This window comes from Nocardia alba NBRC 108234 (assembly GCF_001612665.1).
GTDB classification, from domain to species: Bacteria; Actinomycetota; Actinomycetes; order Mycobacteriales; family Mycobacteriaceae; genus Nocardia; species Nocardia alba.
In genome coordinates, this window is the sequence record NZ_BDAX01000023.1 from 173842 (window position 1) to 198600 (window position 24759).

Genomic DNA, 24759 nt, shown 5'->3' on the forward strand with positions numbered 1-24759 from the left:
TCCGGGGAATTATCCCCAGACGACGGTGTAATACGTTGCGGCGGTAGCGATAAGCGCGAAAGTCGACGCGCAGGCAACGGTGATCGCGGTTCCCCGGGTCGGAATCACGCCGTCGGAATCAGTGGTGCGCAACGGCACCACACGAGCCAGCACCGCCAGCCCCATGATTGCCAGCGGCACGAAATACCGGCCCTGCACACCGTCGATGAGATAGAAATCGACCGGCGTGAACGACATGTACAGCGTCACATAGATCATCGCCACACTCGCGAGCACCGTGAGCGCCACGATCAGCGTGCGACGGAAAGTGGCTGTGGCCGTACTCATCCGGTCGACGATGCCGAAACTCACCGCGAACGCGAGCAGGCACGCCAGCACAGAAATCGCAGGCACGTCCACATACGCGAAACCGAGTTCACCGAAGAACTGGTTGAACCAGCGATGATCGCGCAACGCGATGCTCTCCCCGAAAGTGTGCACGAATTGCACCGGGTCACCCAGGATTCCGCGCAGTTGATCGCCCGGGCGCACCTGACCCCACTGATGGGGTGGGCGCATCAGGCCCATACCGTCGCCGGTCGGGGCCGCGATCTTCGTCCAGGCGAGGAAAAGCACCCCGCCCGTCACCGCGAATACCCACGGGACGAATCTCGCCTTTCCGGTGAAACCGAGGCGGTCGGCGGGCACCACCACAACGAGCATCGCCAGCAGCACATAGGTCGGTTTACTCAGTGGCAGCGCGATGGTCGCGGCGAGCAGCGCGGCGGTTTCGGCCCGATGCAAACGATCGCCCACGAACAGCGCTTTCAGCAGCAGCGCGGACACCATGATGGCGAGCGCGTTGGTGAGCGTATCCGCGGTGACGGTGCCCGCCTGGAAAAGCGCGATCGGCAGCACCGCGACGGTGAATACCAGCCACTGGCTACGCCGCTCGCGCAGCGCGTAGAGCCCGAATCCGACCACCGCGAGATAGGCGACCAGCCCGGCGAAGCGGGTCAGCAAATACAGGCCGGCAACGTCGAGGCCCAGTGCCTCGCCCAGCCGAATGCCAACGGCCGCGGGCACATACGGCACCGGCGAGTAGGCGGCGGTGTTGGTGAACCACATCTGCCGCGTCGTCGCGGAGACCTCGGCCGCGCCGAGCCGGTCGTAGGCGCCGGGGTCGGCCACCATCGCGTCGGGCTCATCGGGGTTGTCGTTGTAGTCGGTGAAGGCGTACCCCATCAGCTCGTCGACGCTGACCGGAATCTGCCCGCCGTAGGCCACCCCGCGATCGTCGACGATGCGCTGCGGGAAAACCCCGCCGTGGGCGACCTGGTAGGCGCGGCCGAACTGGGTGATCTCGTCGTGGCCCCAGAACGCCGGGGTGAGCACGGCGAACACGGCGCCGAACACGGTCGCGACCAACGCGAACGCGACTGTCGCCGCGCCGAACCGCCGGGTCACCGTCCGAATCGGCGCCAGCGCTCGATCTCCGCGTGTGGGGGTCCGGCTGGGTTCGACAGTTTTCTCGGGTTCGGTGGACGTGGTCACCGACGGTCTCCGGCCGCGAGATCCTCGCTCACCCCGACGGCCGCGTAACGCAGGTACACCAGTCGTGCCGTCTCGTGGCGGGAGCGGCGGATGCCGTCCAGGATCAGGCCCGCGGTCCACGCGAGGCTGCCCAGCAGCAACAGCGTGAAAGCCAGGAACAGCGTCGGGAACCGCGCCACCTGATGGGTGTTGTAGAAGTCGATCACGATCGGCACGGTCAAGATGATCGACACCAGCCAGGCCACGGTGCCGAACAGGCCGTAGAACGCGACAGGGCGTTCGTGGCGCGCGAGGCCGAGGATCAGCGCGAGGATCTTGGTGCCGTCGCGGTAGGTGCGCAGCTTGGACTCGCTACCGGCGGGGCGGTCACGGAAACCGACCGTGACCGCGGTCCGCGGCACCCGCAGGTGCAGCGAATGCACGGTCAGCTCGGTCTCGATCTCGAATTCGCGCGACACGGCGGGGAAGCTCTTCACGAACCGGCGCGAGAACACCCGGAAACCGCTCAGCATGTCCTCGACGTTCTCGCCGAACACCTTGCCGACCACGCCGTTGAGCACCTTGTTGCCGGTCTCGTGACCGCTGCGGTAGGCGCTGGCGTCGGCGTCGTCCTGCTTGCGCACGCCGAGAATATGGTCGTAGGGGCCCTCGAGCAGAGTCTTGATCATCAGCGGCGCGGCCGACGCCTCATAGGTGTCGTCACCGTCGATCATCAGATACACGTCGGCGTCGATATCGGCGAAGGCACGGCGCACCACATTGCCCTTGCCCTTGGTGTTCTCGAAACGCACGATCGCCCCGGCCGCACGGGCGCATTCGGCGGTGCGGTCGGTGCTCAGATTGTCGTAGACATAGACGACGATCCCCGGCACAGCGGCCTTGAGGTCGGTGACGACCTTGGCGACCGCGGCCTCTTCATTGTGGCAGGGCACCACGGCGGCAATACGAAGCTCGGTGGAGTCCACCCGGTCAATCCTCGAAGTTAGGCAGCAGTGGGACACCGGGAGGCTACAGGATTATCGGCGGCGCGGGCGCCGCGTGTTCGCGGCCCCGAGGGGCCGCCGGTTAGCCGCCGTTGCTTGCTCCTTCGTCGCGTACGCAACGGCGGCTAACCGGCGACCCGGCCGCGAACCGGCCACTGCGTGGCCGCCCCTCCCTAAGGGTCGGGGGTGGGGGCTGGCTGTTCTTGTGGCGTGCGGGGTAGTGGCTGACCGGGGAACCGGCCGTTGCGTGGCCGCCCTTTTCCTATGGTCGGGGGGCGTTGTGGCGTGCGCGTCGCTGTCTGACCGGCTGATCGGCCGCTGTGTGGTTGCCCTCCCTTGGGGGCTCGGGTGGGGGTTGGTTACCGTCGTGGCGTGTCGCTACCCGTTGAACCGCCTGCTGCTTCTTTTGTGTCGAAGGTGGTGGCGGGGTTGCGGCAGGGGGCGGCATTCCTTGTTGTGGGGGCGATCGGGTTTCTCGTCGACGCGGGGACCTACAACCTGTTGGTGTTCTGGGGCGGGGGATTGTCCCTGTCCGAAGGTGTGCTCTATCACTCTCCGTTGGTCGCCAAGATCATCGCGATCGTGGTGGCGACGGTGGTCACCTACTTCGGGAACAAGTGGTGGACCTACTCGCATCGCGAGTCGGGCAGCCCGGCTCGGGAATATCTGCTTTACGCGATCGTCAATGTGGTAGCGATCCTCCTGCAACTCGGCTGCCTCGGCTTTTCCCGTTATGTGCTCGACCTGTCGTCGCCGCTGGCGGACAACATTTCCGCCACCATCATCGGGCAGACCATGGCGGTCGTATTCCGCTATTGGGCCTACGGGAAATTCGTTTTCACCGGCCCATCGGCAAGCGCTGAGCAACACGCGCGGGGTGCGGCTACACCTCACTGACGAAGCGCGGGCAGCGCGCGATTGATATCCTCGCCCCGCCCGCCGCGACGCCAAAACTTTTACGCGACTCCCCTGCGTCGGCGCAGTCGATACCGAGAATTTCGAGGACTTCATGGAGCAGTCGGCTACCAAAGCCGTGACCGAATCGAACGATCGGCGCGAGGCCGCGCCCGCATCGCTGCGGGGTGAACACTCAGCGCCCGAGCGGCTCGTACTGGCTCGGGGCATCTTCACCGGGCCGTCGGCGCGGGTGAGCGACGACCTCTACGCCGTCGTGAAGGGCGGTGCCGCGGTCCGCGAACGCCACTCGCTGCACCTGCCGAAGGGCGCGACCGCGCACACCAACACCTACTTCGGCCGGTTCGCCGCCAGCTACTGGCAGCGCTGGACCACCGTCACCGAGGTGTCGGTGGGTGCGCAGCTCGTGGTCGGCGGCAAGGCGAACGTGCGTCTGGTCGCCTCCGATATCGCCGGGCACCGCCGGATCATCGCCTCGCTGGTGGCGACCAGCAGCGGCAACGTCTCGCTGACGGCGCCGCTGGACCAGTACGTCGACGGTGGCGCGTTGTGGCTCGAGTTCGACGCCGTCGGGGGCGAACTCGAGATCACCGAACTCGCCTGGACCGCGCAGGCCCCCGAGCAGGTGCGCCCGGTCGCCATCGCGATCTGCACCTTCAACCGGGCCGAGGACTGCGCGCACACCGTCGCGGCGCTGGCCTCGGACGCGGTGGTGCTTGCCGCGATCGACGCGGTGTACGTCGTCGACCAGGGCACCGACCTGGTCGAGGATCGGCCGCTGTTCCAGCAGGTCCGGCCCGAATTCGGCGACAAGCTGCGCTACATCCGCCAGCCCAACCTCGGCGGCGCAGGCGGCTTCACCCGCGGGCTCTACGAAGTCTCCGCTGCCAACGAGCACGCCGACGTCATCCTGATGGACGACGACATCCTCTGCGAGCCCGAGACCGTGCTGCGCCTGCAGGCGTTCGCCAATCTCACCGTCGAACCGACCCTGGTCGGTGCGCAGATGCTGTTCCTGCTCAACCCCGACTACCTCAATGTCGGCGCGGAGGAGGTGCACCTGCACGAGCTCAAGCACGGCCAGAAGGTGCCCAAGGCGCTGCGCAACACCTCCATGCTCAAGAAGAACCAGGAGCGGCGGGTCGACGCGGGCTACAACGCCTGGTGGACCTGCCTGATCCCGGCCGAGGTGGTGGCGAAGATCGGGCTGCCGGTGCCGATCTTCTTCCAGTGGGACGACGTCGAGTACGGCATTCGCGCGCGCGAGCACGGTTTCGTCACCGTCACCCTGCCCAACGCCGCCGTCTGGCACGCCGACTTCTACTGGAAGGACTACGACGACTGGGCGCGGTACTTCTCCACCCGTAACTCGCTCATCGTCGGCGCCCTGCACACCGATCTCGACGGCAAGGCGATCACGCGCGAGTTCTTCCGCTACATCGCCGAGCACCTGGTCGGCATGCAGTACGGGCTGGTGCACACCACCCTGCAGGGCATCGAGGACTTCCTGAAGGGCCCGAAGGCGTTGCGCGACGGCGGTATCGACGCGCTCGCCGCCGCCCGCAGCACCCGCAACGACTACCCCGAAACCATCAAGCACCCCGCGGCCACCCCGCCGGTGAACTCCGCCGACATCTCCGTGCGCCGGGCCGGCGGCGAACCGAGCCGCACCACCCTGGTGCTGATCAAGCGCGCCATCACGCAGTGGACCGGCCGCACGCAGCCCGGTCTGATCGGGGTCACTCGTGAGGACGCGCACTGGTGGCACATCGGCCTGTTCGAGCACGTGGTCGTCACCGATGCCTCGCAGTCGGGCGTGCGGGTGCGTCGTCGGGACAAGGCTCGCGCACGCGCGCTGCTCATTCGCGCCTACCGCACCCTGCGCAAGCTCCGCAAGGAACTTCCGGCGTTGCAGGCCGAATACCGCAGGGCGGTACCGGAACTCACGAGTCGGGAGAACTGGGCGCGGCTGTACGGCATCGACCCGAGCTGACCGGTGACCCGTTTCGTTCGGCCCGCCTCCGCGTCCGACGCGGAGGCGGCCGCCGCGCTGCTGGCCGAGTTGCACGCGCATTTCGAGGTGCACCGCCCGGCCGACATCGCGCGGCGTGCGCGGCGGGTGACCGAGCAGACCTGGGAACCGGTGCTGCTGATCGTCGAGGACGAAACACCGCTCGGCTTCGCGACCTATGATCTGTCCCGGCCGAGCAAGTGGGGGACAGGCTATGTACGGATCTCGGAGTTCCTGATCACGGAGTCGGCACGCGGTACCGGTGCGGGCGCGGCCCTGCTCCGCGCCATCCAGGACATCGCGAGCGCCGCCGAGGTAGCGGTGAGCGAACCGAACCAGGCCGACCCGGATGTGTTCACGACCGTGGAGCGCTACATCGGTTCCCATGTCATCAACTTCGCCTACGAGCGAGCCGAGGCCGGGCACTGGTCCGCGCTGCGCGCCGAAGCCGCGAAGAAGGGCTGGCCGGAACCGCGACTCAACGACCTGTGGCACACCGAACTCCACGACGATCCCGAGCCCGGCCACCTCTACGCCGAGGGTGAGGTGCCGTTCATCCTGCTGCCCGACGGTCGCGTGGTCACCGCGCGATTCCGGACGATCTACGTCAAGGAATACCTCGGCCACGGTCCGGAGAACCGCTGGACTCTCGCCCTGTCCGGTCACGAGCTGCGCACGGTAGGCGGACTGGAGATCGACCACAGCTGGTCACGAGCGGAGAACCGTCCCGCGTTGGCGGTGCCACTGGACGACGGCCGACTCATGGTGAACTATGCCTACTACGCCAGCAATCATTTCGGCTCCGACCGAGGCACCATCGACTACTTGATCGATCTGTCAGCGGCCACCGCGTCACAACGCGCCCACGTCATCTTCGAAGAGGACTAGCGAGGATCATCAGGCACTGACGCTCTTGCCCGCGTGAGTGCCTGATGATCAACTGCCCTGGTTCAGCGGCGGCCCCGTTCGCGGTAGCTCTTACGCTGCTGTTTGTTGATGTCGCGCCAGACCCGTTCGCGTTCGGCGGCCAGCCGCTTGTCGGTGCGCGACGCCATCCACTCGTTCTCCCTGGCGAGTTTGCGATAGCTGGTCAGCCTGCGTTCGGTGATGGTGCCGTCGGCGAGACCGGCCTGGACCGCGCAGCCGGGTTCGGTCTCGTGGACGCAGTCGGTGAAACGGCAATCAGCAGCCAGGGATTCGATGTCGCTGAACGTCTTGCCGATGCCGTCGGCGGCGTCGTAGAGGCCGATGCCGCGCAGGCCGGGAGTGTCGATGAGCGTGCCGCCGCCGGGTAGCGGTCGCAGCTCACGATGCACTGTGGTGTGACGGCCCTTGCCGTCCACCGCGCGAACCGCGTTGGTGGCGAACACTTCCGCGCCGAGCAGTGCGTTGGCGAGAGTGGACTTGCCCGCACCGGACGGTCCGATCAGGGCGACGGTGCCGCTGAGTACCGCGGTGAGCACGTCGAGACCGACAGCGGCGGCGGCGCTCACCGCCACCACGGTGGCGCCGGGCGCGATCGCGCGCACCTCGTCGAGCGGAAGATATTCCGCCGCATCGGCTTTGGTGAGCACGACCACCGGCTGGGCATTGCTCTCCCAGGCCAGCGCGAGCATCCGCTCGATCCGCCCCAGATCCACATCGCCATCGGCGGCAGAGCAGATCAGCACGGTGTCCACATTGGTGGCCAGCACCTGGGCTACCGAGCGTCCCGATACCGACGATCGCATGATCGCCGAGCGCCGTGGGAGCAGCTGTCGCACAGTGCGTTCGGCATCGAGTCCGACCCAGTCGCCGGTGCACAGTCCGGTGATGTCGCGCGGGCAGGCGGCCCGCGCCGGGCCGTGCGGGGTCACCACATCGCATTCGCTGCGGTCCATCCGCACAATACGAGCCGGAACGAGATCGTCGACCAGCGGCAGATATTCAGTAGCTACGGCTTCGGTCCAGCCGTAAGGGACGAGCAGGTCGTAGTCGACCATGATGGGGGAATCCTTCGTCGGGTGCCGAACCCGATCGACGGGTTCAGCGAGTAGAGGTGTTGTCCGGAGCGGCCTGGGCGGGCGCACAATCGCGCCGCCCGACCACGGCAATCCACACGTGGGTACTCACGGACATCCACCTCCTCTCCAACGTTCGAACACCACTGTGCCCGACCACGCAGGCACCCGGCAACTCATTTACGGCACGAAGACTTCGGTCGACTGGGGGATGTTGGGCTTGTCGGTGCGGACCGTGACCTGGATACGACCGGGGCCGGTGTTCGCGATCACGTCCTGGACCGGGTAGGTGCTGGTGCTGGTGGCCGGGATGAAGCGGGTCACCGAGCCGGTGGCGCCGCTGTCGAGGTTGCGCCAGTCGACGACGACGTTCACATCGCATGCCAGCACGGTGGGCGCCCAGTTGCCGAGCGGGGAGAAACCCTGCGAGACGCGCAGGGCGATGCTGTGGGTGGCGCCGGGCGCCACGCTGGGAGAATTGAGCGGTCCGTCGAACGCGGTGCCCGCCACGTTCAGGAGGCCGACGCAGACGCCGTTGCCCAAGGTCGCCACCGGCGCGGTCTTGACTTCGTTCATCACGCAGGAGCGCGGGCCGACATTGGACCAGCCGAGCTGGCACTGGTCGTCCGCCTGGGCGGTGCCGGGTGCGGCGAGACAGAGCGCGGCGCCGACGAGCGCGGTCGCCGCGGCGGAGGCGAAACTCTTTGCGAAGGTCACGTTTCGCATCGTAGGACTGAACGGCCGATTGCTGCCAGAGGGAACTACCCCCTACTTTCGGGGGCTAGTCGGGCTTGCCGAAGTGTTCGTTGCGGCCCAGTGAGCGCAGCCGGAACCATTCCTTGAGGCCCGCCGGGTCGCGCCGGGTCACCAGGAAGAACCAGGAGAAGCGAATCCACTCCTGCGGCAACAGCTTCCGCATTCCCGGCTGCGACATCAGGTAGCCGCGATTGCGGTAGGTGAAGTAGCGCTTCACCGGGTCGTCCGGGTACTGGGTGTGCATCCGCCCGCCCAGGATCGGCTTGAATTCCTCGGCGCCGTTGGGGTGCAGGTAGGCGGTCTGCAGGCAGGTGCCGAACGGCAGCCCGGAGCGAACCAGGCGGCGATGCACCTCCACCTCGTCGCCGCGCACGAACAGCCGCAGGTCGGGCACGCCGATCAGGTCGACGGCCTTCGCCGAGATCAGCGCGCCGTTGAACAACGACGCGATGCCGGGCAGGAAGTCCTCGTCGCCGAGCTCCGAACGCAGCCGACGCCACACCACTCCGCGACGCAGCGGGAACGCGAGGCGATCCGGTTCGTCGATATCGCAGACCACCGGCGACACCTCCACCAGGTTGTGCCTGCGCGCGCAATCGATCAGGGTCGCGAGTACTTCGGGCCCGTCGGGGCGGCCGTCGTCATCGGCCAGCCACACCCAATCCGCGCCCTGGGTGAGCGCGTGCAGCATGCCGAGCGCGAAACCGCCTGCGCCGCCGAGGTTGTGGCGTGAACCCAGGTACGTGGCCTCGATCGGCTGCTGCGCGACCAGCTCGGCCACGGCGTCTTCGTTGGCGTTGTCGACGACGATCAGATGGTCGACCGGACGGGTCTGCGAGGCGAGCACTTTCAACGACTCGGCGAGCAGTTCGCGACGCTTGTGCGTGACGACCACCGCGATGATGCGGGCGGTCGGGCCGGTCTCGGTCGTGATGTCGGCGGGTTCGGCACCGGGGGGCAGTTCCGCGTCGTCGGGCAGCACGATCGGTTCGGCGGGCAGCACGGCGGCGGGCTCCACGGGTGCCGGGGTCGCCTCTAGTCGGTCGGTCATGCTGAACCCACCCGGCACGGCGGCCGGGGCAGCCTCGTCACGTTGACCGCTCATACCTGCTTCTGCTCCAGCTTCTTCTCGCCCGTCGCGCCGAGTGCGCCCTCGGTTTCCAGATCTCGCAGCACCTGTGCCACGTGATTACCCGCCTCGGGGCCCTCATACGCTCGCACAACGTCCTCGATTCCGCCCTGTTCGCGGATCTGACCGTGGTCGATCCACATCGCGGTATCGCAGAGCTGGGCGAGGAATTCGTTGGAATGGCTGGCGAACACCAGGATGCCCGACCGCGCGACCAGCGACTGCAGCCGGGTGCGGGCCTTCTTCATGAATTCCGCGTCGACCGCGCCGATGCCCTCGTCGAGCAGCAGGATCTCGGGGTCGATCGAGGTCACCACGCCCATCGCCAGCCGCACACGCATCCCGGTGGAGTAGGTGCGCAACGGCATCGACAGGTACTCGCCGAGCTCGGTGAAGTCGGCGATCTCGTCGATCTTGGCCATCATCTGCTTGCGTGTCTGCCCGAGGAACAGACCACGGATGATGATGTTCTCGTAGCCGGAGATCTCCGGGTCCATGCCGACGCCGAGGTCGAACACCGGAGCCACCCGGCCGCGGATGCGCGCACTGCCGCGCGAGGGTTCGTAGATGCCGGAGAGCAGGCGGAGCAGCGTGGATTTGCCCGCGCCGTTGTGGCCGACCAAGCCCACCCGGTCGCCTTCTTTGAGCGACAGATTGATGTCGCGCAGCGCCTCGACCACCACCACGTCGGAGCTGTTGCGTCCGATCGCGCCACCCGCCTTGCCGAGGAACGCCTTCTTCAGCGACCGCGTTTTAGCGTCGAAGATCGGGAACTCGACCCACGCGTCATGGGTTTCGATACTCACACGGCTCATCGAGACTGCTCCTAAACCCAGTACGGGACGCGGGCACGGTACTGCTTGAGCGCCAGGATCGCGACGGCCCAGCCGACGACGGTGATCGCGCCGACGATCGCCCAGTGATGCCACTGCGAGGGCTCACCGAGCAGGGGAGCGCGCACGATCTCCAGGTAGTGATAGGTGGGGATGAGCTCGAGGAGCTTGGCGCGCTCGCCCGCGCCGTTCACCGAGTTCTCCAGGGCCTTCGTCGACCACATCACCGGGGTCAGCACGAACAGCATCAGCGTCATCGAGCTGAGGATCGGGGCGATGTCGCGGTAGCGGGTGGAGAAGATGCCGAAGACGATCGTCACCCACATGGCGTTGAGGAACAGCAGCAGGATGGCGGGGATCACCAGGAAGAACGACCAGTCCAGCTCACGCCAGATCGAGAACGCCACCAACAGCACCACGTAGATCGCCGCATTGTGGATGAAGAACAGGAACTGCCGCCAGACCAGGCGATACACGTGCACGCTCAGCGCCGAGGGTAACTGTTTGATCAGCCCCTCATTGGCGATGAACACATCGGAGCCTTCGAGAATCGAGGCGCTGATGACATTCCACACGATCAAGCCGACCGTCACATACGGCAGGTATTCGCTGATCGGCTGATCCAGCAGCGTCGAATACAACAGGCCCATCGCCAGCGCCTGCAGACCGGTCGCGATGGTGATCCAGAACGGACCGAGCACCGACCGGCGGTAGCGCTGCTTGATGTCCTGCCAGCCCAGCGACAACCACAGCTCGCGCTGTTGTAGGCCGTCTCGCATGTCCTTGAACGAGCGGCCGAAAGTCTGTGAATCCGACACCATCGGCGTCCGCACCAGCAGCGCGGCGTCGGTGGTGTGCTCGGCAGCGGCGGCTTCGGTCACCTCTGCGTCGGTGGGGGTGTCGTCGTCGGGATGCACGGGGCTCTCTTCGGTACGCACGTCACCCTCATCGGAGACCGAATCAGGACGGGCGGCAGCGGCGGGCACGGTCCCCGACCTTACAGTGTTGTCTTCCGGCTGGCGCCGGGTGTTCGCGGCCCCGGGGGGCCTCGGTCTTCCCTCCCTGCGGGTACTCCTTCGTCGCACCCTTCGGTCAGTCCAGATCGAGGCGGGCCGCGAACGAGGGATTCTGGGGTTTACAGGTACTGGCCGCCGCCCACATGGCCGCCTGCTTTGCCGTCCGCCGTGTGCATTCCGGGCGGAAGGGCGCCTTGGCGCATCTGCTCCAGTTGGGCGCGGGCGGCCATCTGCTGGGCGAACAGGGCGGTCTGGATGCCGTGGAACAGACCCTCCAGCCAGCCGACGAGCTGCGCTTGCGCGATGCGCAGTTCCGCGTCGGAGGGCACCGAGTCATCGGTGAACGGCAGGGTGAGGCGTTCGAGTTCCTCGCGCAGTTCGGGGGCCAGGCCCTGCTCGAGCTCGCGCACCGAGGACTTGTGGATCTCCTTGAGACGCGTGCGGCTGGCGTCGTCCAGCGGTGCGGCCCGAACCTCTTCGAGGAGTTGCTTGATCATCGTGCCGATACGCATCACCTTGGCGGGCTGCTCGACCATGTCCGCCAGGGTCTCGGCCGATTCGCTCGCGGCCTTCTCGTCGTCGGGCACGACCTGTGCGGTGAAGGCGGACGCGCTGTCGGCGTCGGTGGGCACGGTCAGTGGACGGCCGTCGGGACCGATCACGACGATGGATTCGGGGACATCCTCCGAGTGCGTCATATCCCCATCATTGCGTGTGTGTCCGCTTCGCGCTAAAACCCCCACGCGGTTACACCGGGAGGCCCCCTGCCCTTAAAGTGGCCACCATGACTTATGACGTCGCGAGGGTTCGGGGCCTGATACCGTCCCTGGGCGACGGCTGGATCCATCTCGACCCGCAGGCGGGGATGCTGGTTCCCGATTCGGTATCGCGTGCCGTCTCAACGGGTTTCCGCACCTCCTCGTTCTCCCACATCGGTCGCCACGGTGCGGCATCGCGCAGCGGCGCGATCCTCGATGCCGCACGGGAAGCTGTCGCCGATCTGGTCGGTGGGGATCCGGCCGGCGTCGTCCTCGGTCCCGATCGCGCGGTATTGCTGGCCTGGTTGGCCGAATCGCTGAGCTCACGTCTGGGCCTGGGCACCGGCATCGTGCTGTCCCGGCTGGACGACGAAGCCAACGTCGCCCCCTGGCTGCGCATCGCCAACCGCTACGGCGCGCACGTGCGGTGGGCCGAGGTGGAGATCGAGACCTGTGAGATGCCGTCGTGGCAGTTCGAGGAGCTGATCGGGCCTACCGCGCGCCTGGTCGCGCTCACCGCCGCCTCGCCGATCGTCGGGTCTGCGCCGGGTGTGCGGGTGGCCGCCGATCGGGTGCACGACGTGGGCGGATTGCTGGTCGCCGACGCGTTCGGCGCCGCGCCGTACGCGCTGATCGACATCGACGACCTCAATGCCGACGTGGTCGCGCTCAGTGCGCCGTCGTGGGGCGGACCGCAGGTGGGCGCGCTGGTTTTCCGCGACCCCGCGTTCCTCGACCGCATCCCCTCGATGTCGCTCAACCCCTATGCCAAGGGTGCTGAACGTCTCGAGGTGGGCGGGCATCAGTACGCGTTGCTGGCCGGGCTCACCGAGTCGATCGACTTCCTCGCCGGGCTCGACGAACGCGCCACCGGCACCCGGCGCGAACGCCTGGAGATATCGATCACCTCGCTGCAGGACTATCACGACCAGCTCTTCGATCACCTGATGCAGGTGCTGGAGAAGATCGACAACCTCACGGTGATCGGCCGGGCCTCCACCCGCATTCCGACGGTCAGCTTCACGATGGCCGGGATGCAGGCGGAGAAGGTGGCGGCCAAGCTGGCCGACGCCAGGATCGGCACGGTCAGCGGTGTGCACGGCGGCAGTCGACTACTCGACGCGCTCGGTGTCAACGATGAGGGCGGTGCGGTGACGATCGGGCTCGCGCCCTACACGACCCGCTATGAGATCGACCAACTCGGCCGCGCCCTCAGCGCACTCGAATAGCTAGTCGCGAACCCGCAGGATCACCTTGCCGAAGGTCTGCGATTCGTCGAGCATCTCGTGCGCGCGTGCTGCCTCGGTGATCGGCAACTCGGCGGAGATCACCGGCACGATCTCGCCCGCCGTCACCCGCGGCCACAGGTGCGCGCGGACCGCGGCGATGATCTCGGCCTTGCTCCCCGGCCCCGATCGTGGTCGGCTGCGCACATTGGTCGCCGCGACGGTGCCCCACTTACCCAGCAGCGCGGCGATATTCAGTGTTCCGCTGACCCCGCCTTGCATCCCGATCACCACCAGCCGCCCATAGGGCGCGAGCGCCTCCACATTCCGCTCCAGGTACTTCGCACCCATGTTGTCGAGAATCACGTCGGCCCCACCCTGCTGGGCGATCTCGTCGACGAAGTCGCCGGTCCGGTAGTTGATCAAGATCTCCGCCCCCAGCTCGGCGCACTTGGTCAGCTTCGCGTCCGACCCCGCCGTTACCGCGACCCGCGCCCCGAGCTCCCGAGCCACCTGGATCGCGTGCGTCCCGATCCCGCCACCGCCGCCGTGGATCAACACCAGCTGCCCCGTTCGCAGTCCCGCCGTCAGCACCAGGTTCGACCACACCGTCGCCGCCACCTCCGGCAACCCCGCGGCCGCCACCGAATCCATTCCCGCCGGAATCGGCAACAGCTGCGTCACCGGCACCGCCACGAACTGGGCGTACCCACCCCCCGACAGCAACGCGCACACCCGATCCCCGACCTGCCAGTCGACAACCCCCGCGCCCAACTTCACGATCGTCCCCGAACACTCCAGCCCGAGAATCGAACTCGCATCCGCGGGCGGCGGATAGAACCCCCTGCGCTGCATCACATCGGCCCGATTAACCCCCGCCGCAACAACTTCCACCAGCACTTCCCCCGGCCCCGGCTCCGGATCGACCGCCACGGTCCACTCCATGACCTCCGGCCCACCGAACCCGTTCAGCTCAATCGCATACATGCCCCAATCCTCGCCCCCATTCCCCCCGGTAGCCAGACCCTGCGCGCCCATGTCGCCGCCGGTTCCCCTCAACCCGCCCCAGGTCCGCCCGGACTTGCGGAAATCCGGATCCCGTCAGCTACGATCCTTCCCAGGGAGACGTGGCAGAGCGGCCGAATGCACTCGCCTTGAAAGCGAGCATGGGTAAAACCATCGGGGGTTCAAATCCCTCCGTCTCCGCCAAGGCCCGCGAGCTCGCGCCCCGGGCTGGTCCATGTGAATCCTTCCTCGCAGCCATCGTCGGCGGTTCAGTTCGCGTGTCGATCAGGCTGGGCTGTTCGTCAGCCGGAAGGTTTCGATTTCCTCGGCCCGGGTGCTCACCCATTCCAGGAGTCCGTGGAGCTTTTCCGCCGCCTCGTGACCTATCGGGGTCAGGGCGTAGGAAACCTGTGGGGGGACAGTGGGTTCGACGGTGCGCTCGACCAGGCCGTAGTCGGTGAAGGTGCGCAGGTTCTGCGACAGCATCTTCTCGCTGATGCTGCCGATCCGATCGCGCAGCACGTGATATCGCATCGAGCCGTCGAGCAGTGCGGCCAGGATCAGGACGCCCCAGCGGCTGGTGACTTTGCCGAGGATGGCGTGGGCCGGGCACTCTTTGTCGAATACATCACGTTCACCGAGCCTGGGCCGGTCGCTGTCCGGGACTCCTACCGTCATGTCATGAGCTTACCTATCGGTATGCCCTTTCTCATCGAAAGTCCCCTTCGTACGGTTGGCCCATGGTGAACAGCAGCAGGATTCTGGTGATCGGGGCGACCGGTCATGTCGGCGGTCAGGTGGCGGCGCAGCTCGCGGCTGGTGGAACGAGGGTGCGGGCCCTGGCTCGCGATCCGCGCTCGGCGTCGCTACCCCCGGAGGTCGAGGTGGTGCGGGGGGACCTGACCGACCCGGACACCTTGCACAGCGCCCTCGACGGCATCGATGCCGTCTATCTGACCTGGCCGATGCTGTCGGCGGAGATCGCGGAGCGGGTGGTCGCCCTGATCGCCGAACACGCGCGCCGCATCGTGCTGCTCTCCTCCGCCGCCGTCCGCGACGAGAACCACCCGATCGGCCGGGCACACGCCCTCATCGAGCGGCCGATCGCCGAATCGTCACTGGAGTGGACCTTCCTGCGTCCCGGAGGTTTCGCCACCAACACTGTCGAATGGGCGTCGCAGATCCGCGCGGGCGATGTGGTGCGCGGCGCGTACGGTGCTGCCGCGGTGCCCCTGCTGCACGAGGCGGATATCGCCGCGGTGGCGGTGCGCGCACTGACCACCGACGGGCACGCCGGGGCGAAGTACACCCTCACCGGCCCGGCCGCACTGAGCCGGATCGACCAGATCGCCGCCATCGGTGAGGTGCTCGGGCGCACCCTGATCTGGGAGGAGATCAGCCCCGAAGCGGCTGTGGCGCACATGGATTGGCTCCCGCCCGACATCGCGCGCGTGGTGCTGAGTACGCTCGCCGGCTTCGTCGACACACCCGGCCCGGTGACCTCCACGGTGCGCGACGTCACCGGGTCGCCCGCCCGCGACTATCGCCGATGGGCAGCCGATCACGTCGCCGATTTCCGCTGACAGTGCCTAACCCGGCCACCCACCGGTAGGCGGGTGGCCGGTCGCGCTGCCGTGTCAGGGTTGCTGGCGACGGTGGTCGTCTACACCCTCGGCTTCCACGCGTTCCTGACGAACCGTCTCGGAAATCGTCTTCTCGTCGGCGACCTCATCGACGGCCAGCCGTACCCGCTCCACCGGGACGGTTTCCTTCTCGACGTGCACCTGGTCGGCGTGCAGGACGACCTCGCGGTCCTCCTCGCTGATGGTCGCGCGCCCGGTGCGGTCGATAATCGGCTCGCGTTCGATGTGTACTTCCTCGTGTGTCACGGGCACCGTGAACGTCTGTTCCTCGTTCACCACGGTCTTGTGCAACCGTGCGGTGCCGACTTCCTCGCTCTCGGTGTCGACGCGCAGCTGCTCTTCCGAGCGCACCATCGAGTCGTCACCGTAGCGAACGGTGTCGGACTGATCGGCGAATGCCCGGTTGCCCTGGGTCATCGGTGAGTCGTCTCCGGGTCGAATGCGCGGGCTACCTTCGGTATTCCATCCGGATGCCCGCGGATCGACGTGGTAGTGCCGGAACAGTTCCTGCTCCGCCTGTGCGCTGATCCGGGACCCGTCGTGATGCGGCGCCGACTTCACCAACTCCTTGTCCACGCGCAGTCTGATCGAGTCGTCATCCACCAGGTGTTCGGCGCCGGCCAGCGGAACCAGCGAGTCGTGGCTGAAGAAGCCGGTCGAGACAGCGGCCCAGGTGGGCTCGCCGGAGTGGTTGTCGAGGTAGATCTGCTTGACCTTGCCGATCTTGTCGCCGCGTTCGTCATAGGCGGCGGCGCCGATCAGTGATTCCAGGGTCGATTCGGTCATGATGATCCCTCCTACCTGGTGCGGAGGCCGGTCGCGGGCATGTTCGGGCTCGTCGGCCGGACTCCGCTGGGTTGTGGGTGATCAATCGGTCGGTAGCGCCCGGTACGGCCGGACTTGGCTACATCGCAGCAAATACCCGGTCGGGTAGGAGTCAAACAGCCCGCCGCGGATCAGTCCCGGTGGACAAAGTTCGGTCGAATGTCCAGGTCGGGCTCGTCGTAGTAGCGGTGGAAGGTGGGCGTCAGCCCGGATGAGATGGGCGGATTGACCCAACTCCAGTCGGTGGGGCACGCGCGCCCGGCGGCTTCCTCGCGCTGCACGTGGTCGCAGAACTGCTTGGCCACGGTGTGGTGGTCGACCATATGCACACCCGATGAGCGAAAGCTGTGCAGCACAGCGTGATTGAGCTCGATCAACGCTTTGTCCCGCCACAGCGTCCGCACCGACGACGTGTCGAGCTCCATCATGTCGGCGATCAGCGGAAGCATGTTGTAGCGATCGGCATCGCTGAGGTTACGCGCGCCGATCTCGGTGCCGACGTACCAGCCGTTGAAGGGAGCGAAGGGGTAGCAAACCCCACCCACCTCGAGGTTCATATTCGAAACAGCAGGCAGCGCATGCCATTTCAGCCCGAGCCCGGCGAACCACGGGTAGTCGGGGTGGATCAGGTCGACCTCGCGGACCAGCTCGCGCGGAACATCGAAGTACCGCACGCCCTCGGTGGGTGTGCTGATCAATACCGGCAGGACATCGAACGGCGTGCGCGCCCCGTGCCAGCCGAGCCCCAGCGCCTGCTCGGTGGCCGCGATATTGGCCGGATCGCCGGTGACGGTGCCGTCGCCGTTGCGGTAACCGGCATAGCGGATCAGCTGCGAGCTCTCGATCCGGTACGCGCCGCCGCCGGGTTCGGGCGTGGGTCCGACCGTGATCATCGACTGAATCGCACCGCCGTTGGTGGCGAGACGCAGATGTTGCCAGCACACCTCGGAGAGTTCCCGCGCGGAAGTAACTCGGCGGGCGTCGAGGAGCTTCAGTGAGCGCCAGTGTTTGCGGCCGACGCAGCGAGCATGGTTGCGCCACGCCAATTTCGCGCCGATCAAGATCTCCTCGGCGGTCTGGAGGTAGGTGCCGGTATCGCGCAGTTCGGCGAGCGCGCCGAGGCGACGATGGGTGGGGAGATGCCCTAGTTCGGGGTAGCGGAAGAACTCGTCGCAGTCGCGCAAGCGGCGGTCCAACTCGGCCGGAGGCAGACCGGCGACGTCGATATCGGACGTCGAAGTCACTGCGGGAGTTGATTTTTCGCAGACGGCAGGACGAGAGCTCTGGTTCACGGTGTATCTCCGGTCAGGCAGCAGGTTGGGCCGTGCGGGTGCACCCTCCGATGCGGGAAGAATGCCCGCCGAGAACACATTTCACTCGACCGGTGGCGCGCGCCGACCGGGAAATCGATCACCCCGAGATCAGCTTCGGTAAGCCTACGGCCGGTGTGCTGGCAGTGTGCTCGAATTCGAGGTAATCCCACGGCAACCCACGTCAAGGGTTGCTGACCATGCGCCGGGCTAACGGAATCGGGCCGCCGTTTCGGGTGCGGTGGCGAAGCTGAGGAACTGCTCGTTCTCGTGCGGATCGCCGACCGTGACCCGCACGCCGTCGCCGGCGAACGGCCGAACCAGCACGCCCGCGAGCGCACTCGCCTCGGCGAACTCGATACTGCGCTCGCGCAGCGGCAGCCACACGAAATTGGCCTCACTCGGTGGCACCTCGTAGCCCGCCGCCAGCAGCGCCGCGCGCAGCTGATGTCGTTGTGCCACCAGCACATCGGTGCGATCGAGCAGTTCGCCGTGCGCCTGCAGCGAGGCGATCGCGGCGGCCTGCGCGACCCGGTTCACGCTGAACGGGATGTGAACCTTCAGCAACGCGGTGATCACCTCGGGATGGCCCACCGCGTAGCCGACGCGCAGCCCGGCCAGGCCGTAGGCCTTCGAGAAGGTGCGCAGCACAACCACATTCGGCCGGGTGCGGCCGATCTCGACGCCGTCGGGGCGGGTCTCGGGGGTCAGCCGCAGGTACTCGTAGTAGGCCTCGTCGAGCACGACGAGAACGTGCGCGGGCACCCGGTCGAGGAACCGCTCCAGCTCGGCGCGCCCGTGCGCGGTGCCACTGGGGTTGTTCGGGTTGCAGACGAAGATCAGCTTGGTGCGGTCGGTGACCGCGCCGGCCATGGCGTCCAGATCGTGCAGGTGGCCCTCGGTCAGCGGCACCCGCACCGCGGTCGCGTTGCCCACCTGCGTGACGATCGGGTACGCCTCGAACGAGCGCCACGCGAACACCACCTCGTCGGTGGGGGCGTCGCAGGTGATCTGCACGAGCTCCTGGCACAGCGCCACGCTGCCGCAACCGACCGCGACCTCGGCTACGGTCACCCCGAGGAACTCGGCCAGCGCCGCGCGCAGCTCGCTCACCTGATTGTCCGGGTAGCGGTTGGCCAGCTCGGCGGCCTCCGCGATCGCCTTGGCCGCGCTCGGCAACGGACCGAAGGTCGTCTCGTTGGATGCGAGCTTCACCGCATCCGGGTGGTTACGGCCGGGAACGTAGGCCGGAATGGTGGCGAGGTCGGGGCGGATACGCGCGGTCACGCCTCCACCCTACGATGATCGGCCGTCGCGACATGCGGCGCGGCCGTCCAGCCCTACCCAAGTCCTGTTCTGCCGCCTACGCTGGGTTTATGCCGGGCACTTACGACGACGTCGCCCCCCTGCGGCCGGTGGAGGTAGACACGGCCGCCGTCACACGGCGCACCGCCGTGCCGATCACGGTGGTCGAGCCCGAACGGGTCGCCCGCGGCGGCATCGTCGTCCTGCATGAATCCCGGGATTTCTCACCCCAGCTACTCGATCTGATGCGGGCGCTGTCGTTGGAGGGCTGGATCGTCGTCGCGCCGCATCTGTTCGACCGGATCGCCGACGCGCAGGTGCGTGAGGTATTCGGCGAGGAACTCTTCGACGACTTCGACGCCGGTTTCGATTGGCTCACCGGCCGCGGCGTCTTCCCCGACACGATCGGCGTCCTCGGCTTCGACAGCGCGGGCACCGCGGCCTTCCTCGTAGCCGCCACCCGCCCGATCGGCGCCGCGGTGAGCGTGGGCGCCCCCGGCCTCACCGAACCGCTCCCGGACCAGCACACCGCCCTGATCGATATCGCCGCCGACCTCAAAGCACCCTGGCTCGGCCTCTTCGGCGCCGACGACCCGGCCACCCCGCCCGAGGCGGTCGAACGCCTCCGCGAGGCCGCCGCGAAAGCCGATGTGGCCAGTCTCACAGTCTCCTATCCGGGCTTGAGTCACCGCATCGACCGAACCGAACCCGAAGACGACGCGACCGCCGCCATCCGCATCGACTCCCAGACCCGCGTCTACGACTGGTTCGACAGCAATTTACGCTGATTGACCAGGCGTTTTGGACTACTACCACTGCTCGTGTAATCTTCATTCCCGGCGGTTCGACAAGGACCGGTGCCCTCGAAAGAGAAGGCTCCAGGAGGCGTGCCAGAGCGGCCGAATGGGACTCACTGCTAATGAGTTGTCCCTTCACGGGGACCGGAGGTTCAAATCCTCTCGCCTCCGCCATACCCAGCTTGCTGGGTAACAACTGAAGATGCACCACCATGCGCCCGTAGCTCAACGGATAGAGCACTTGACTACGGATCAAGAGGTTAGGGGTTCGAATCCCTTCGGGCGCACCGAAATCGACCCCGTATCAGTAGATGCGGGGTCGATTTTTTCGTGCGGGAACGCTGCCATTCTGGGCGAGGATCGGTGTTCGTTGATCTCGGATTACTTCCAGGCAGGGAGTGGTGGTAGTGGGCCGGTGAGGTCGGTGCCGGGGGTGCGGCCGAGGAGCCAGCCCAGGAGGGCGGTGGCTGGGCCGAGGACGGTGTGGTGGGGGCGGCCTGGGCCGATGGTGGCGGTGAAATCTGTGTCGGTGGATTGGATGTCGAAGGTGGGGGTGGCTTCGGGGTGGAGGTTGTCGGCGAGGTCGTTGATGGCTTCGGGGAGTAGGCGGGCCACGAAGGGGGCGGGCCAGTCCGCGGGGGTGTAGCCGACGGCGAGGTCCACGTGGTGGATCTCGGTCTCGCGCAGGCGCATCCACACGATCTTGTCGGCGGTGAGGGTGCCGCCTTGGCGATTGCGGACCTCGGCCCGCCAGTCGGCCGGTGCCATGGTCGTGGCGACTGCCTGCCAGCGGTGCGCGGAGGCGGTGAAGTCGGCGTGCTGCACGGTGAGGAGGCGGGGTGCGCCCGCCTCGATGTCGGCGTCGCGGACCTCCACGCTCGGGTACTGCGGGATCTCGATGCCGGTGCGGGCCCACAGCAGCAGGTTCAGCAGGCTGTCGGCATTGCGGGACAGATGCGCCAGCACATGACCGCGCGTCCACCCCGGCAACAGTGATGGTTCGGTCACGGCGGCGTCGGTGAGCGCGCCGATGGCGGTATCGAAGCGCGCGGTGGACGCGGCGACCTGATCGAGCAGGTCTGTGGGAGTTGCCGTTTCGCTGGTCACGGATTCGAGGGTAGTGCGCTGTCGTTGGCGCGTACGGGAGAACGACGTCGTCGAATCCGCCCTGTGGATAACTCTGAGCCTGTGGATAACTGGGGATGATTCGACGATCGACGCCGGGTCGCCGGCGCGGCTTCGTGTGACGATTCAGCCAGCGATGATCGCGTCGGCCTCGATCTCCACCAGCAGGTCGGGGGCGATCAACGCGGTGACCTCGTACATCGAGGCTGCGGGGCGGATCGTGCCGAACACCTCGGCATGGGCCGCCGCGACCTCGGGCCAGCGGGCGATATCGGTGACGAACATGCGCGTGCGCACCACGTCGCGCACGCTCGCGCCGGCCTGCTCGAGTGCGGCGGCGATGCGAGCCAGAACCTCACGGGTCTGCGCGCCGATGTCATCGCCGCCGACAACGCCACCACCGGCGACAGCGGCGGTGGTGCCGCTGACGACGACCTGGTTGCCGACCCGTACCGCCCGCGAATACCCGACGACATCTTCGAAATCGGAGGCCGAGGAAATGTTGCGCCGAGTTGTGGTCATGGTTGCCAGAATGGTCCACCGGGTGGTGGAGGGCAATTCATTTGCCGGTCGTCTCGTGGTCGGATCGCGACGGTATGCATGGGAAATGAACGTGCGTCCAGGTCTTCGTCTTTTCCCTCTCACCGCCGCTTTGTGCGCCGCCGCCGCGGTGGCAGGCTGCTCATCACCCGACTCCGCTGCCGGCTTCACCGCGGGCAAGGACCAGCCGCTGGTGATCTCGCTCGACGACCTGGTCGCCAAAGCGGGCACCGGTGCGGTGCTCGGCGTCAGCCTCGAGCCCGAGCACGGCAATGTCACCCGCCGCGCCGACGGCGCCTATGTCTACACCCCGAGCACCGGCTACACCGGTCTCGACCAGTTCACCGTGAACACCACCGACGCGGTTCGCCTCTACACGACCGATATTCCGGTGCTCGGCGAGTTCGGTGGCGCCACGGTGCAGGGCAGTGGTTTCGGCTCGGCTTGGACCACGGTGCCCGGTAGCCATGACGAGTTCTACGGACTCACCGACCGCGGACCGAATGTCGATGGTCCGGGCAAGAATGAGAAGCTCTCGCCCACACCGAGTTTCGTGCCCAAGATCGGTCGGTTCAAGCTGGTCGACAACAAGGCCGTGCTGCAGTCGAGCATCGAGCTGCGGAGCAAGTCGGGCGCTCCGTTCAACGGACAGGTCGACATCTCGGCCAGTACCGGCGAGACCATCAAAGACCTCCAGGGCAATGTGCTGCCGCCTACCGATCACGGCCTCGATCCCGAAGGCCTCGTCGCACTGGCCGACGGCACGTTCTGGGTCTCCGACGAATACGGCCCGTTTCTCGTGCATTTCGATGCCAAGGGCACCGAGATCGAGCGGCTCGCGCCCGGCAACGGCCTGCCGAAGGAGATCGCACTACGCACGCCCAACCAGGGCATGGAGGGGCTGACCATCACCCCCGACGGCAGCACCCTGGTCGGCGTGGTGCAGAGCGCGCTCAACACCCCCGGCCTGAGCGGCTCGGCCAAGGAGGTGCCGTTCGCGCGGATCGTGACCGTCGATCTGAAGACCAAGGCGCAGCGGGAATTCCTGTACCCGTTGGAGAACCCGAAGCAGTCGAAGGTCGCGGTCTCGGAGATCACCGCGCTGAGCGCCACCACGTTCCTGGTCGATGAGCGTGACGGCAACCTCGCGCCCAAATCGGACAAGAAGATCTGGACCATCGACATCGCGGGTGCGACCGATGTCGGTCCGCAGGCGGCCGTGCCGGGCGCGACCTACGACGCCGAGAAGGGCGGCTTGCTGATCGACGGCAAGCCACTGGAGACGTTGATCGGCGTCACCCCGACCGCCGATGCCGTTGCCGCGCTGACCAAGATCGGCGTCACCCCGGTCGCGAAGAAGAGCAACCTGGACCTTTCAGCGCTGGTCGCCGCGCTCGACGAGAAGGGCCGGTTCTTCGGTCACGACAAGATCGAAGGTATCACCACCCTCGACGGCGGCAAGACCATCTATATCGCCAACGACAGCGACTTCGGCCTGGCCGCCAGTCAGGGCGAACAGCCTCCGTTCGGCCTGAAGCCCAAGACGTTGCCCAATGGCGTGCAGGACACCGGCGAGGTGCTCGCGGTGGACACCACCAAGCTGCCGGCGAAGATCGACGGCTACACGGTGAAGATCACCGTCAAGTAGTCCACTCGCGGGCCTCGAGCAGGACCGCGGTGGCCAGGGCGAGTAGCCAGAGCGACATCGCGCCGACCTGAATCCGCTGGGCTATGCCGAGTGAATAGGAGCCGGACAGGTTGTCGGCGACCATCATCCAGATGGTCGCCGCCGACCCGAGGACCAGCACGGCGACACCGAATTCACGCAGAATTCGCCAGCGATGGTAGCGATACGAGGCGAGACTGAACGCGAATGCCGCCACCGCGATCGAGGTGACGGCCAGTGTGCTCGTTAGCGCGTGCGGTTGGTGTAGTTGTGGGAACAGCCCGCTGTCGCCGCCGCACGCGCTCTCGCCCGGGGCGCAGTCGTGCAGGGGAAGCAGGGCGTCGGCGATGGTGGACGCACCGAAGCACAGCAGGGCCGTCCAGCCGATCGTGGTCAACCGGCGGCGCCGAAAAACGAGCAGTCCACCCAGCGCGGCCGGTATCAGCAACAGGCCGACGATCTTGTCGGCGGTGCCGAACACCGCGCGGTAGGGCTTGCCCTCGGCGTCGAGTTCGCTGAGGAAGTCGTTGACCGGGTCGGTGTCGATCGGCAGCGCGAATTCCAGCAGCCAGGACGAGTAGCACAGGCCCGCGATCGCGATCGCGAGGGCGATCAGCAACGAGTAGCGACGGGTGTGCCGTGCGGATTCGGTCACACCGACCATTGTGCTTGTCCGGCCTCGGCCGCCCTGATCAGGCGCGTCGAGAGCCGGGACGTGATTTCATCGAGCAGCACAACAGGCACGCACAGGTTGCTTTCAGGTTCACCGTGCAGGCTGGTTGATAACCAACGGAGAGGTTCTCGATGAGCTACGTGATCGCGCTGGCCGGTTTCGCCACGATCCTCGCGCTGGCAGTATCCGGCTTCGTCGCCGCGGACGCGTCGCGCGCCCCGGTGCGGGTTCGCGCCGACGGCGGTCGGCGTCGTCGCTGAAACCCCGACAACCGCAGATCAGCTAGCTCTAGCGCGTTTCACCAGTGCGGTGATCCGCTCCGCCGCCGCCTGCGGATCCTCGTGCTCCCAGACCCGGACCACCGCCCAGCCCGCCGCGGTCAACGCGAGGTCGGTGGCCCGATCGCGGGCGACATTGCCGGCCAGCTTGTCGGCCCACCACTGCGCGTTGTTCTTCGGATCGGTCGCGTGATCAGGACAGCGATGCCAGAAGCAGCCGTCGACATAGACCGCGATGCGCAGTCGTGGAAACACCACGTCCGCCCGGCGACGCTGACCTTTGAGGGGTGGGCGATCGACGAAATAGCGCAGGCCCGCGCGGTGCAGTTCACGGCGTAACGCCAGCTCCGGTGCGGTATCAGCGCGTCGCTGCTTGGACATGCGCGCGCTTGTCGCGGCGTCGGTCACCGGCCTTCGCGCAGCGGAGGGCGT

At 66.9% G+C, this 24759-nt stretch carries 25 protein-coding genes and 3 tRNA genes; 11 read left to right on the forward strand and 17 right to left on the reverse strand.

The window, feature by feature from the left end:
- Positions 1–9 precede the first annotated feature (9 nt).
- Together NA12_RS24475 and NA12_RS24480 are read right to left on the reverse strand one after the other, a co-directional pair.
- Complete coding sequence (locus NA12_RS24475; RefSeq protein WP_067455851.1) at positions 10–1533, reverse strand: DUF2142 domain-containing protein; 1524 nt, start codon at positions 1531–1533, stop codon at positions 10–12.
- Positions 1530–2498 (reverse strand): glycosyltransferase family 2 protein, encoded by a 969-nt coding sequence (locus NA12_RS24480; RefSeq protein ID WP_067455852.1) that lies wholly within the window; start codon positions 2496–2498, stop codon positions 1530–1532. Before NA12_RS24480 ends, NA12_RS24475 begins: the two co-directional genes overlap by 4 nt.
- A gap of 390 nt (positions 2499–2888) precedes the next feature.
- Between NA12_RS24480 and NA12_RS24485 the strand changes: the two genes are divergently transcribed.
- The 3 genes from NA12_RS24485 (at position 2889) to NA12_RS24495 (ending at position 6330) form a co-directional block, all read left to right on the forward strand.
- The gene (locus NA12_RS24485; RefSeq protein WP_067456030.1) at positions 2889–3413 is read left to right on the forward strand and encodes a GtrA family protein; all 525 of its coding nucleotides are present in this window, start codon (positions 2889–2891) and stop codon (positions 3411–3413) included.
- 112 nt (positions 3414–3525) lie between these two features.
- Complete coding sequence (locus NA12_RS24490) at positions 3526–5424, forward strand: glycosyltransferase (protein WP_067455855.1); 1899 nt, start codon at positions 3526–3528, stop codon at positions 5422–5424.
- A 3-nt stretch (positions 5425–5427) separates the two neighbouring features.
- On the forward strand, positions 5428–6330 hold the full coding sequence (locus NA12_RS24495) for a GNAT family N-acetyltransferase (RefSeq protein WP_067455860.1): 903 nt from the start codon (positions 5428–5430) through the stop codon (positions 6328–6330).
- A 62-nt stretch (positions 6331–6392) separates the two neighbouring features.
- Here NA12_RS24495 and rsgA read toward each other — a convergent pair whose 3' ends face one another.
- From rsgA to NA12_RS24525, 6 genes are all read right to left on the reverse strand, one after another.
- The gene (gene rsgA, locus NA12_RS24500; RefSeq protein WP_067455864.1) at positions 6393–7424 is read right to left on the reverse strand and encodes a ribosome small subunit-dependent GTPase A; all 1032 of its coding nucleotides are present in this window, start codon (positions 7422–7424) and stop codon (positions 6393–6395) included.
- Positions 7425–7622: 198 nt separating this feature from the next.
- Positions 7623–8159 carry a hypothetical protein gene (locus tag NA12_RS24505; protein WP_243654792.1) on the reverse strand — a complete coding sequence of 179 codons (537 nt, stop codon included), beginning with the start codon at positions 8157–8159 and terminating at the stop codon, positions 7623–7625.
- Positions 8160–8223: 64 nt separating this feature from the next.
- Positions 8224–9303, reverse strand: a complete 1080-nt coding sequence (gene glfT1, locus NA12_RS24510; RefSeq protein ID WP_243654793.1) for a galactofuranosyltransferase GlfT1 — start codon at positions 9301–9303, stop codon at positions 8224–8226.
- Positions 9300–10142 carry a galactan export ABC transporter ATP-binding subunit Wzt/RfbE gene (gene wzt / locus NA12_RS24515; RefSeq protein ID WP_067455867.1) on the reverse strand — a complete coding sequence of 281 codons (843 nt, stop codon included), beginning with the start codon at positions 10140–10142 and terminating at the stop codon, positions 9300–9302. Before wzt ends, glfT1 begins: the two co-directional genes overlap by 4 nt.
- Before the next feature lie 11 nt (positions 10143–10153).
- Positions 10154–10981 (reverse strand): galactan export ABC transporter permease subunit Wzm/RfbD, encoded by an 828-nt coding sequence (gene wzm, locus NA12_RS24520; RefSeq protein ID WP_067456038.1) that lies wholly within the window; start codon positions 10979–10981, stop codon positions 10154–10156.
- A 314-nt stretch (positions 10982–11295) separates the two neighbouring features.
- Positions 11296–11874 (reverse strand): bacterial proteasome activator family protein, encoded by a 579-nt coding sequence (locus NA12_RS24525; protein ID WP_067455869.1) that lies wholly within the window; start codon positions 11872–11874, stop codon positions 11296–11298.
- Positions 11875–11960: 86 nt separating this feature from the next.
- Here NA12_RS24525 and NA12_RS24530 point away from each other — a divergent pair, with 86 nt between their 5' ends.
- Positions 11961–13163: a cysteine desulfurase-like protein gene (locus NA12_RS24530; RefSeq protein ID WP_067456041.1), complete on the forward strand. Its 1203-nt coding sequence runs from the start codon at positions 11961–11963 to the stop codon at positions 13161–13163.
- Here the strand turns inward: NA12_RS24530 and NA12_RS24535 are convergent, their stop codons facing one another.
- Positions 13164–14147, reverse strand: a complete 984-nt coding sequence (locus NA12_RS24535) for an NAD(P)H-quinone oxidoreductase (RefSeq protein WP_067455873.1) — start codon at positions 14145–14147, stop codon at positions 13164–13166. It lies immediately after the preceding gene.
- A gap of 134 nt (positions 14148–14281) precedes the next feature.
- Here NA12_RS24535 and NA12_RS24540 point away from each other — a divergent pair.
- A tRNA-Ser gene (locus tag NA12_RS24540) sits at positions 14282–14369 on the forward strand.
- A gap of 81 nt (positions 14370–14450) precedes the next feature.
- Here NA12_RS24540 and NA12_RS24545 read toward each other — a convergent pair.
- Positions 14451–14843: a winged helix-turn-helix transcriptional regulator gene (locus NA12_RS24545; protein WP_067455876.1), complete on the reverse strand. Its 393-nt coding sequence runs from the start codon at positions 14841–14843 to the stop codon at positions 14451–14453.
- Positions 14844–14905: 62 nt separating this feature from the next.
- Here NA12_RS24545 and NA12_RS24550 point away from each other — a divergent pair, with 62 nt between their 5' ends.
- Positions 14906–15748 carry an NAD(P)H-binding protein gene (locus tag NA12_RS24550; protein WP_067455879.1) on the forward strand — a complete coding sequence of 281 codons (843 nt, stop codon included), beginning with the start codon at positions 14906–14908 and terminating at the stop codon, positions 15746–15748.
- 54 nt (positions 15749–15802) lie between these two features.
- On the opposite strand, the gene NA12_RS24555 is transcribed toward NA12_RS24550, so the two are convergent.
- The 3 genes from NA12_RS24555 to hisC all read right to left on the reverse strand — a co-directional run bounded on the left by NA12_RS24555 (position 15803) and on the right by hisC (position 19230).
- The gene (locus tag NA12_RS24555; RefSeq protein ID WP_067455882.1) at positions 15803–16594 is read right to left on the reverse strand and encodes a DUF2382 domain-containing protein; all 792 of its coding nucleotides are present in this window, start codon (positions 16592–16594) and stop codon (positions 15803–15805) included.
- 170 nt (positions 16595–16764) lie between these two features.
- Entirely contained in the window at positions 16765–17844 is a 1080-nt protein-coding gene (locus NA12_RS24560; RefSeq protein ID WP_443093719.1) for a nitric oxide synthase oxygenase, read from the reverse strand.
- Between the two features lie 309 nt (positions 17845–18153).
- On the reverse strand, positions 18154–19230 hold the full coding sequence (gene hisC, locus NA12_RS24565; RefSeq protein ID WP_067455888.1) for a histidinol-phosphate transaminase: 1077 nt from the start codon (positions 19228–19230) through the stop codon (positions 18154–18156).
- Positions 19231–19319: 89 nt separating this feature from the next.
- On the opposite strand from hisC, the gene NA12_RS24570 reads away from it, so the two are divergent.
- The 3 genes from NA12_RS24570 (at position 19320) to NA12_RS24580 (ending at position 20332) form a co-directional block, all read left to right on the forward strand.
- Positions 19320–20036, forward strand: coding sequence for a dienelactone hydrolase family protein (locus tag NA12_RS24570; RefSeq protein ID WP_067455891.1), 717 nt, complete (start codon positions 19320–19322; stop codon positions 20034–20036).
- Positions 20037–20129: 93 nt separating this feature from the next.
- A tRNA-Ser gene (locus tag NA12_RS24575) sits at positions 20130–20219 on the forward strand.
- A gap of 40 nt (positions 20220–20259) precedes the next feature.
- Positions 20260–20332, forward strand: a tRNA-Arg gene (locus tag NA12_RS24580).
- A 94-nt stretch (positions 20333–20426) separates the two neighbouring features.
- Here NA12_RS24580 and NA12_RS24585 read toward each other — a convergent pair.
- Complete coding sequence (locus NA12_RS24585) at positions 20427–21152, reverse strand: maleylpyruvate isomerase family mycothiol-dependent enzyme (protein ID WP_067455894.1); 726 nt, start codon at positions 21150–21152, stop codon at positions 20427–20429.
- A 144-nt stretch (positions 21153–21296) separates the two neighbouring features.
- Positions 21297–21692 carry a RidA family protein gene (locus NA12_RS24590; RefSeq protein ID WP_067456044.1) on the reverse strand — a complete coding sequence of 132 codons (396 nt, stop codon included), beginning with the start codon at positions 21690–21692 and terminating at the stop codon, positions 21297–21299.
- Positions 21693–21777: 85 nt separating this feature from the next.
- Between NA12_RS24590 and NA12_RS24595 the strand changes: the two genes are divergently transcribed.
- Positions 21778–23358 (forward strand): esterase-like activity of phytase family protein, encoded by a 1581-nt coding sequence (locus NA12_RS24595; protein WP_067455896.1) that lies wholly within the window; start codon positions 21778–21780, stop codon positions 23356–23358.
- Here NA12_RS24595 and NA12_RS24600 read toward each other — a convergent pair.
- Positions 23351–24031: a DUF998 domain-containing protein gene (locus NA12_RS24600; RefSeq protein WP_243654794.1), complete on the reverse strand. Its 681-nt coding sequence runs from the start codon at positions 24029–24031 to the stop codon at positions 23351–23353. The two genes, NA12_RS24595 and NA12_RS24600, sit on opposite strands and share 8 nt — an antisense overlap.
- A 149-nt stretch (positions 24032–24180) precedes the next feature.
- On the opposite strand from NA12_RS24600, the gene NA12_RS34725 reads away from it, so the two are divergent.
- Positions 24181–24309 (forward strand): hypothetical protein, encoded by a 129-nt coding sequence (locus NA12_RS34725; protein WP_255284098.1) that lies wholly within the window; start codon positions 24181–24183, stop codon positions 24307–24309.
- A gap of 18 nt (positions 24310–24327) precedes the next feature.
- Here the strand turns inward: NA12_RS34725 and NA12_RS24605 are convergent, their stop codons facing one another.
- The gene (locus NA12_RS24605) at positions 24328–24735 is read right to left on the reverse strand and encodes a very short patch repair endonuclease (RefSeq protein WP_255284099.1); all 408 of its coding nucleotides are present in this window, start codon (positions 24733–24735) and stop codon (positions 24328–24330) included.
- Between the last annotated feature and the right edge of the window lie 24 nt (positions 24736–24759).

Excerpts from the sequence above, each read along its gene's own strand:
- NA12_RS24490 (WP_067455855.1), top strand. The coding sequence starts at position 3,526 with ATGGAGCAGTCGGCTACCAAAGCCGTGACCGAATCGAACGATCGGCGC.
- rsgA (WP_067455864.1), bottom strand. The coding sequence starts at position 7,424 with ATGGTCGACTACGACCTGCTCGTCCCTTACGGCTGGACCGAAGCCGTA.
- glfT1 (WP_243654793.1), bottom strand. The coding sequence starts at position 9,303 with ATGAGCGGTCAACGTGACGAGGCTGCCCCGGCCGCCGTGCCGGGTGGG.
- wzt (WP_067455867.1), bottom strand. The coding sequence starts at position 10,142 with ATGAGCCGTGTGAGTATCGAAACCCATGACGCGTGGGTCGAGTTCCCG.
- wzm (WP_067456038.1), bottom strand. The coding sequence starts at position 10,981 with ATGGTGTCGGATTCACAGACTTTCGGCCGCTCGTTCAAGGACATGCGA.
- NA12_RS24525 (WP_067455869.1), bottom strand. The coding sequence starts at position 11,874 with ATGACGCACTCGGAGGATGTCCCCGAATCCATCGTCGTGATCGGTCCC.
- NA12_RS24530 (WP_067456041.1), top strand. The coding sequence starts at position 11,961 with ATGACTTATGACGTCGCGAGGGTTCGGGGCCTGATACCGTCCCTGGGC.
- NA12_RS24535 (WP_067455873.1), bottom strand. The coding sequence starts at position 14,147 with ATGTATGCGATTGAGCTGAACGGGTTCGGTGGGCCGGAGGTCATGGAG.
- NA12_RS24545 (WP_067455876.1), bottom strand. The coding sequence starts at position 14,843 with ATGACGGTAGGAGTCCCGGACAGCGACCGGCCCAGGCTCGGTGAACGT.
- NA12_RS24550 (WP_067455879.1), top strand. The coding sequence starts at position 14,906 with ATGGTGAACAGCAGCAGGATTCTGGTGATCGGGGCGACCGGTCATGTC.
- NA12_RS24555 (WP_067455882.1), bottom strand. The coding sequence starts at position 16,594 with ATGACCGAATCGACCCTGGAATCACTGATCGGCGCCGCCGCCTATGAC.
- NA12_RS24570 (WP_067455891.1), top strand. The coding sequence starts at position 19,320 with ATGCCGGGCACTTACGACGACGTCGCCCCCCTGCGGCCGGTGGAGGTA.
- NA12_RS24590 (WP_067456044.1), bottom strand. The coding sequence starts at position 21,692 with ATGACCACAACTCGGCGCAACATTTCCTCGGCCTCCGATTTCGAAGAT.
- NA12_RS24595 (WP_067455896.1), top strand. The coding sequence starts at position 21,778 with ATGAACGTGCGTCCAGGTCTTCGTCTTTTCCCTCTCACCGCCGCTTTG.
- NA12_RS34725 (WP_255284098.1), top strand. The coding sequence starts at position 24,181 with ATGAGCTACGTGATCGCGCTGGCCGGTTTCGCCACGATCCTCGCGCTG.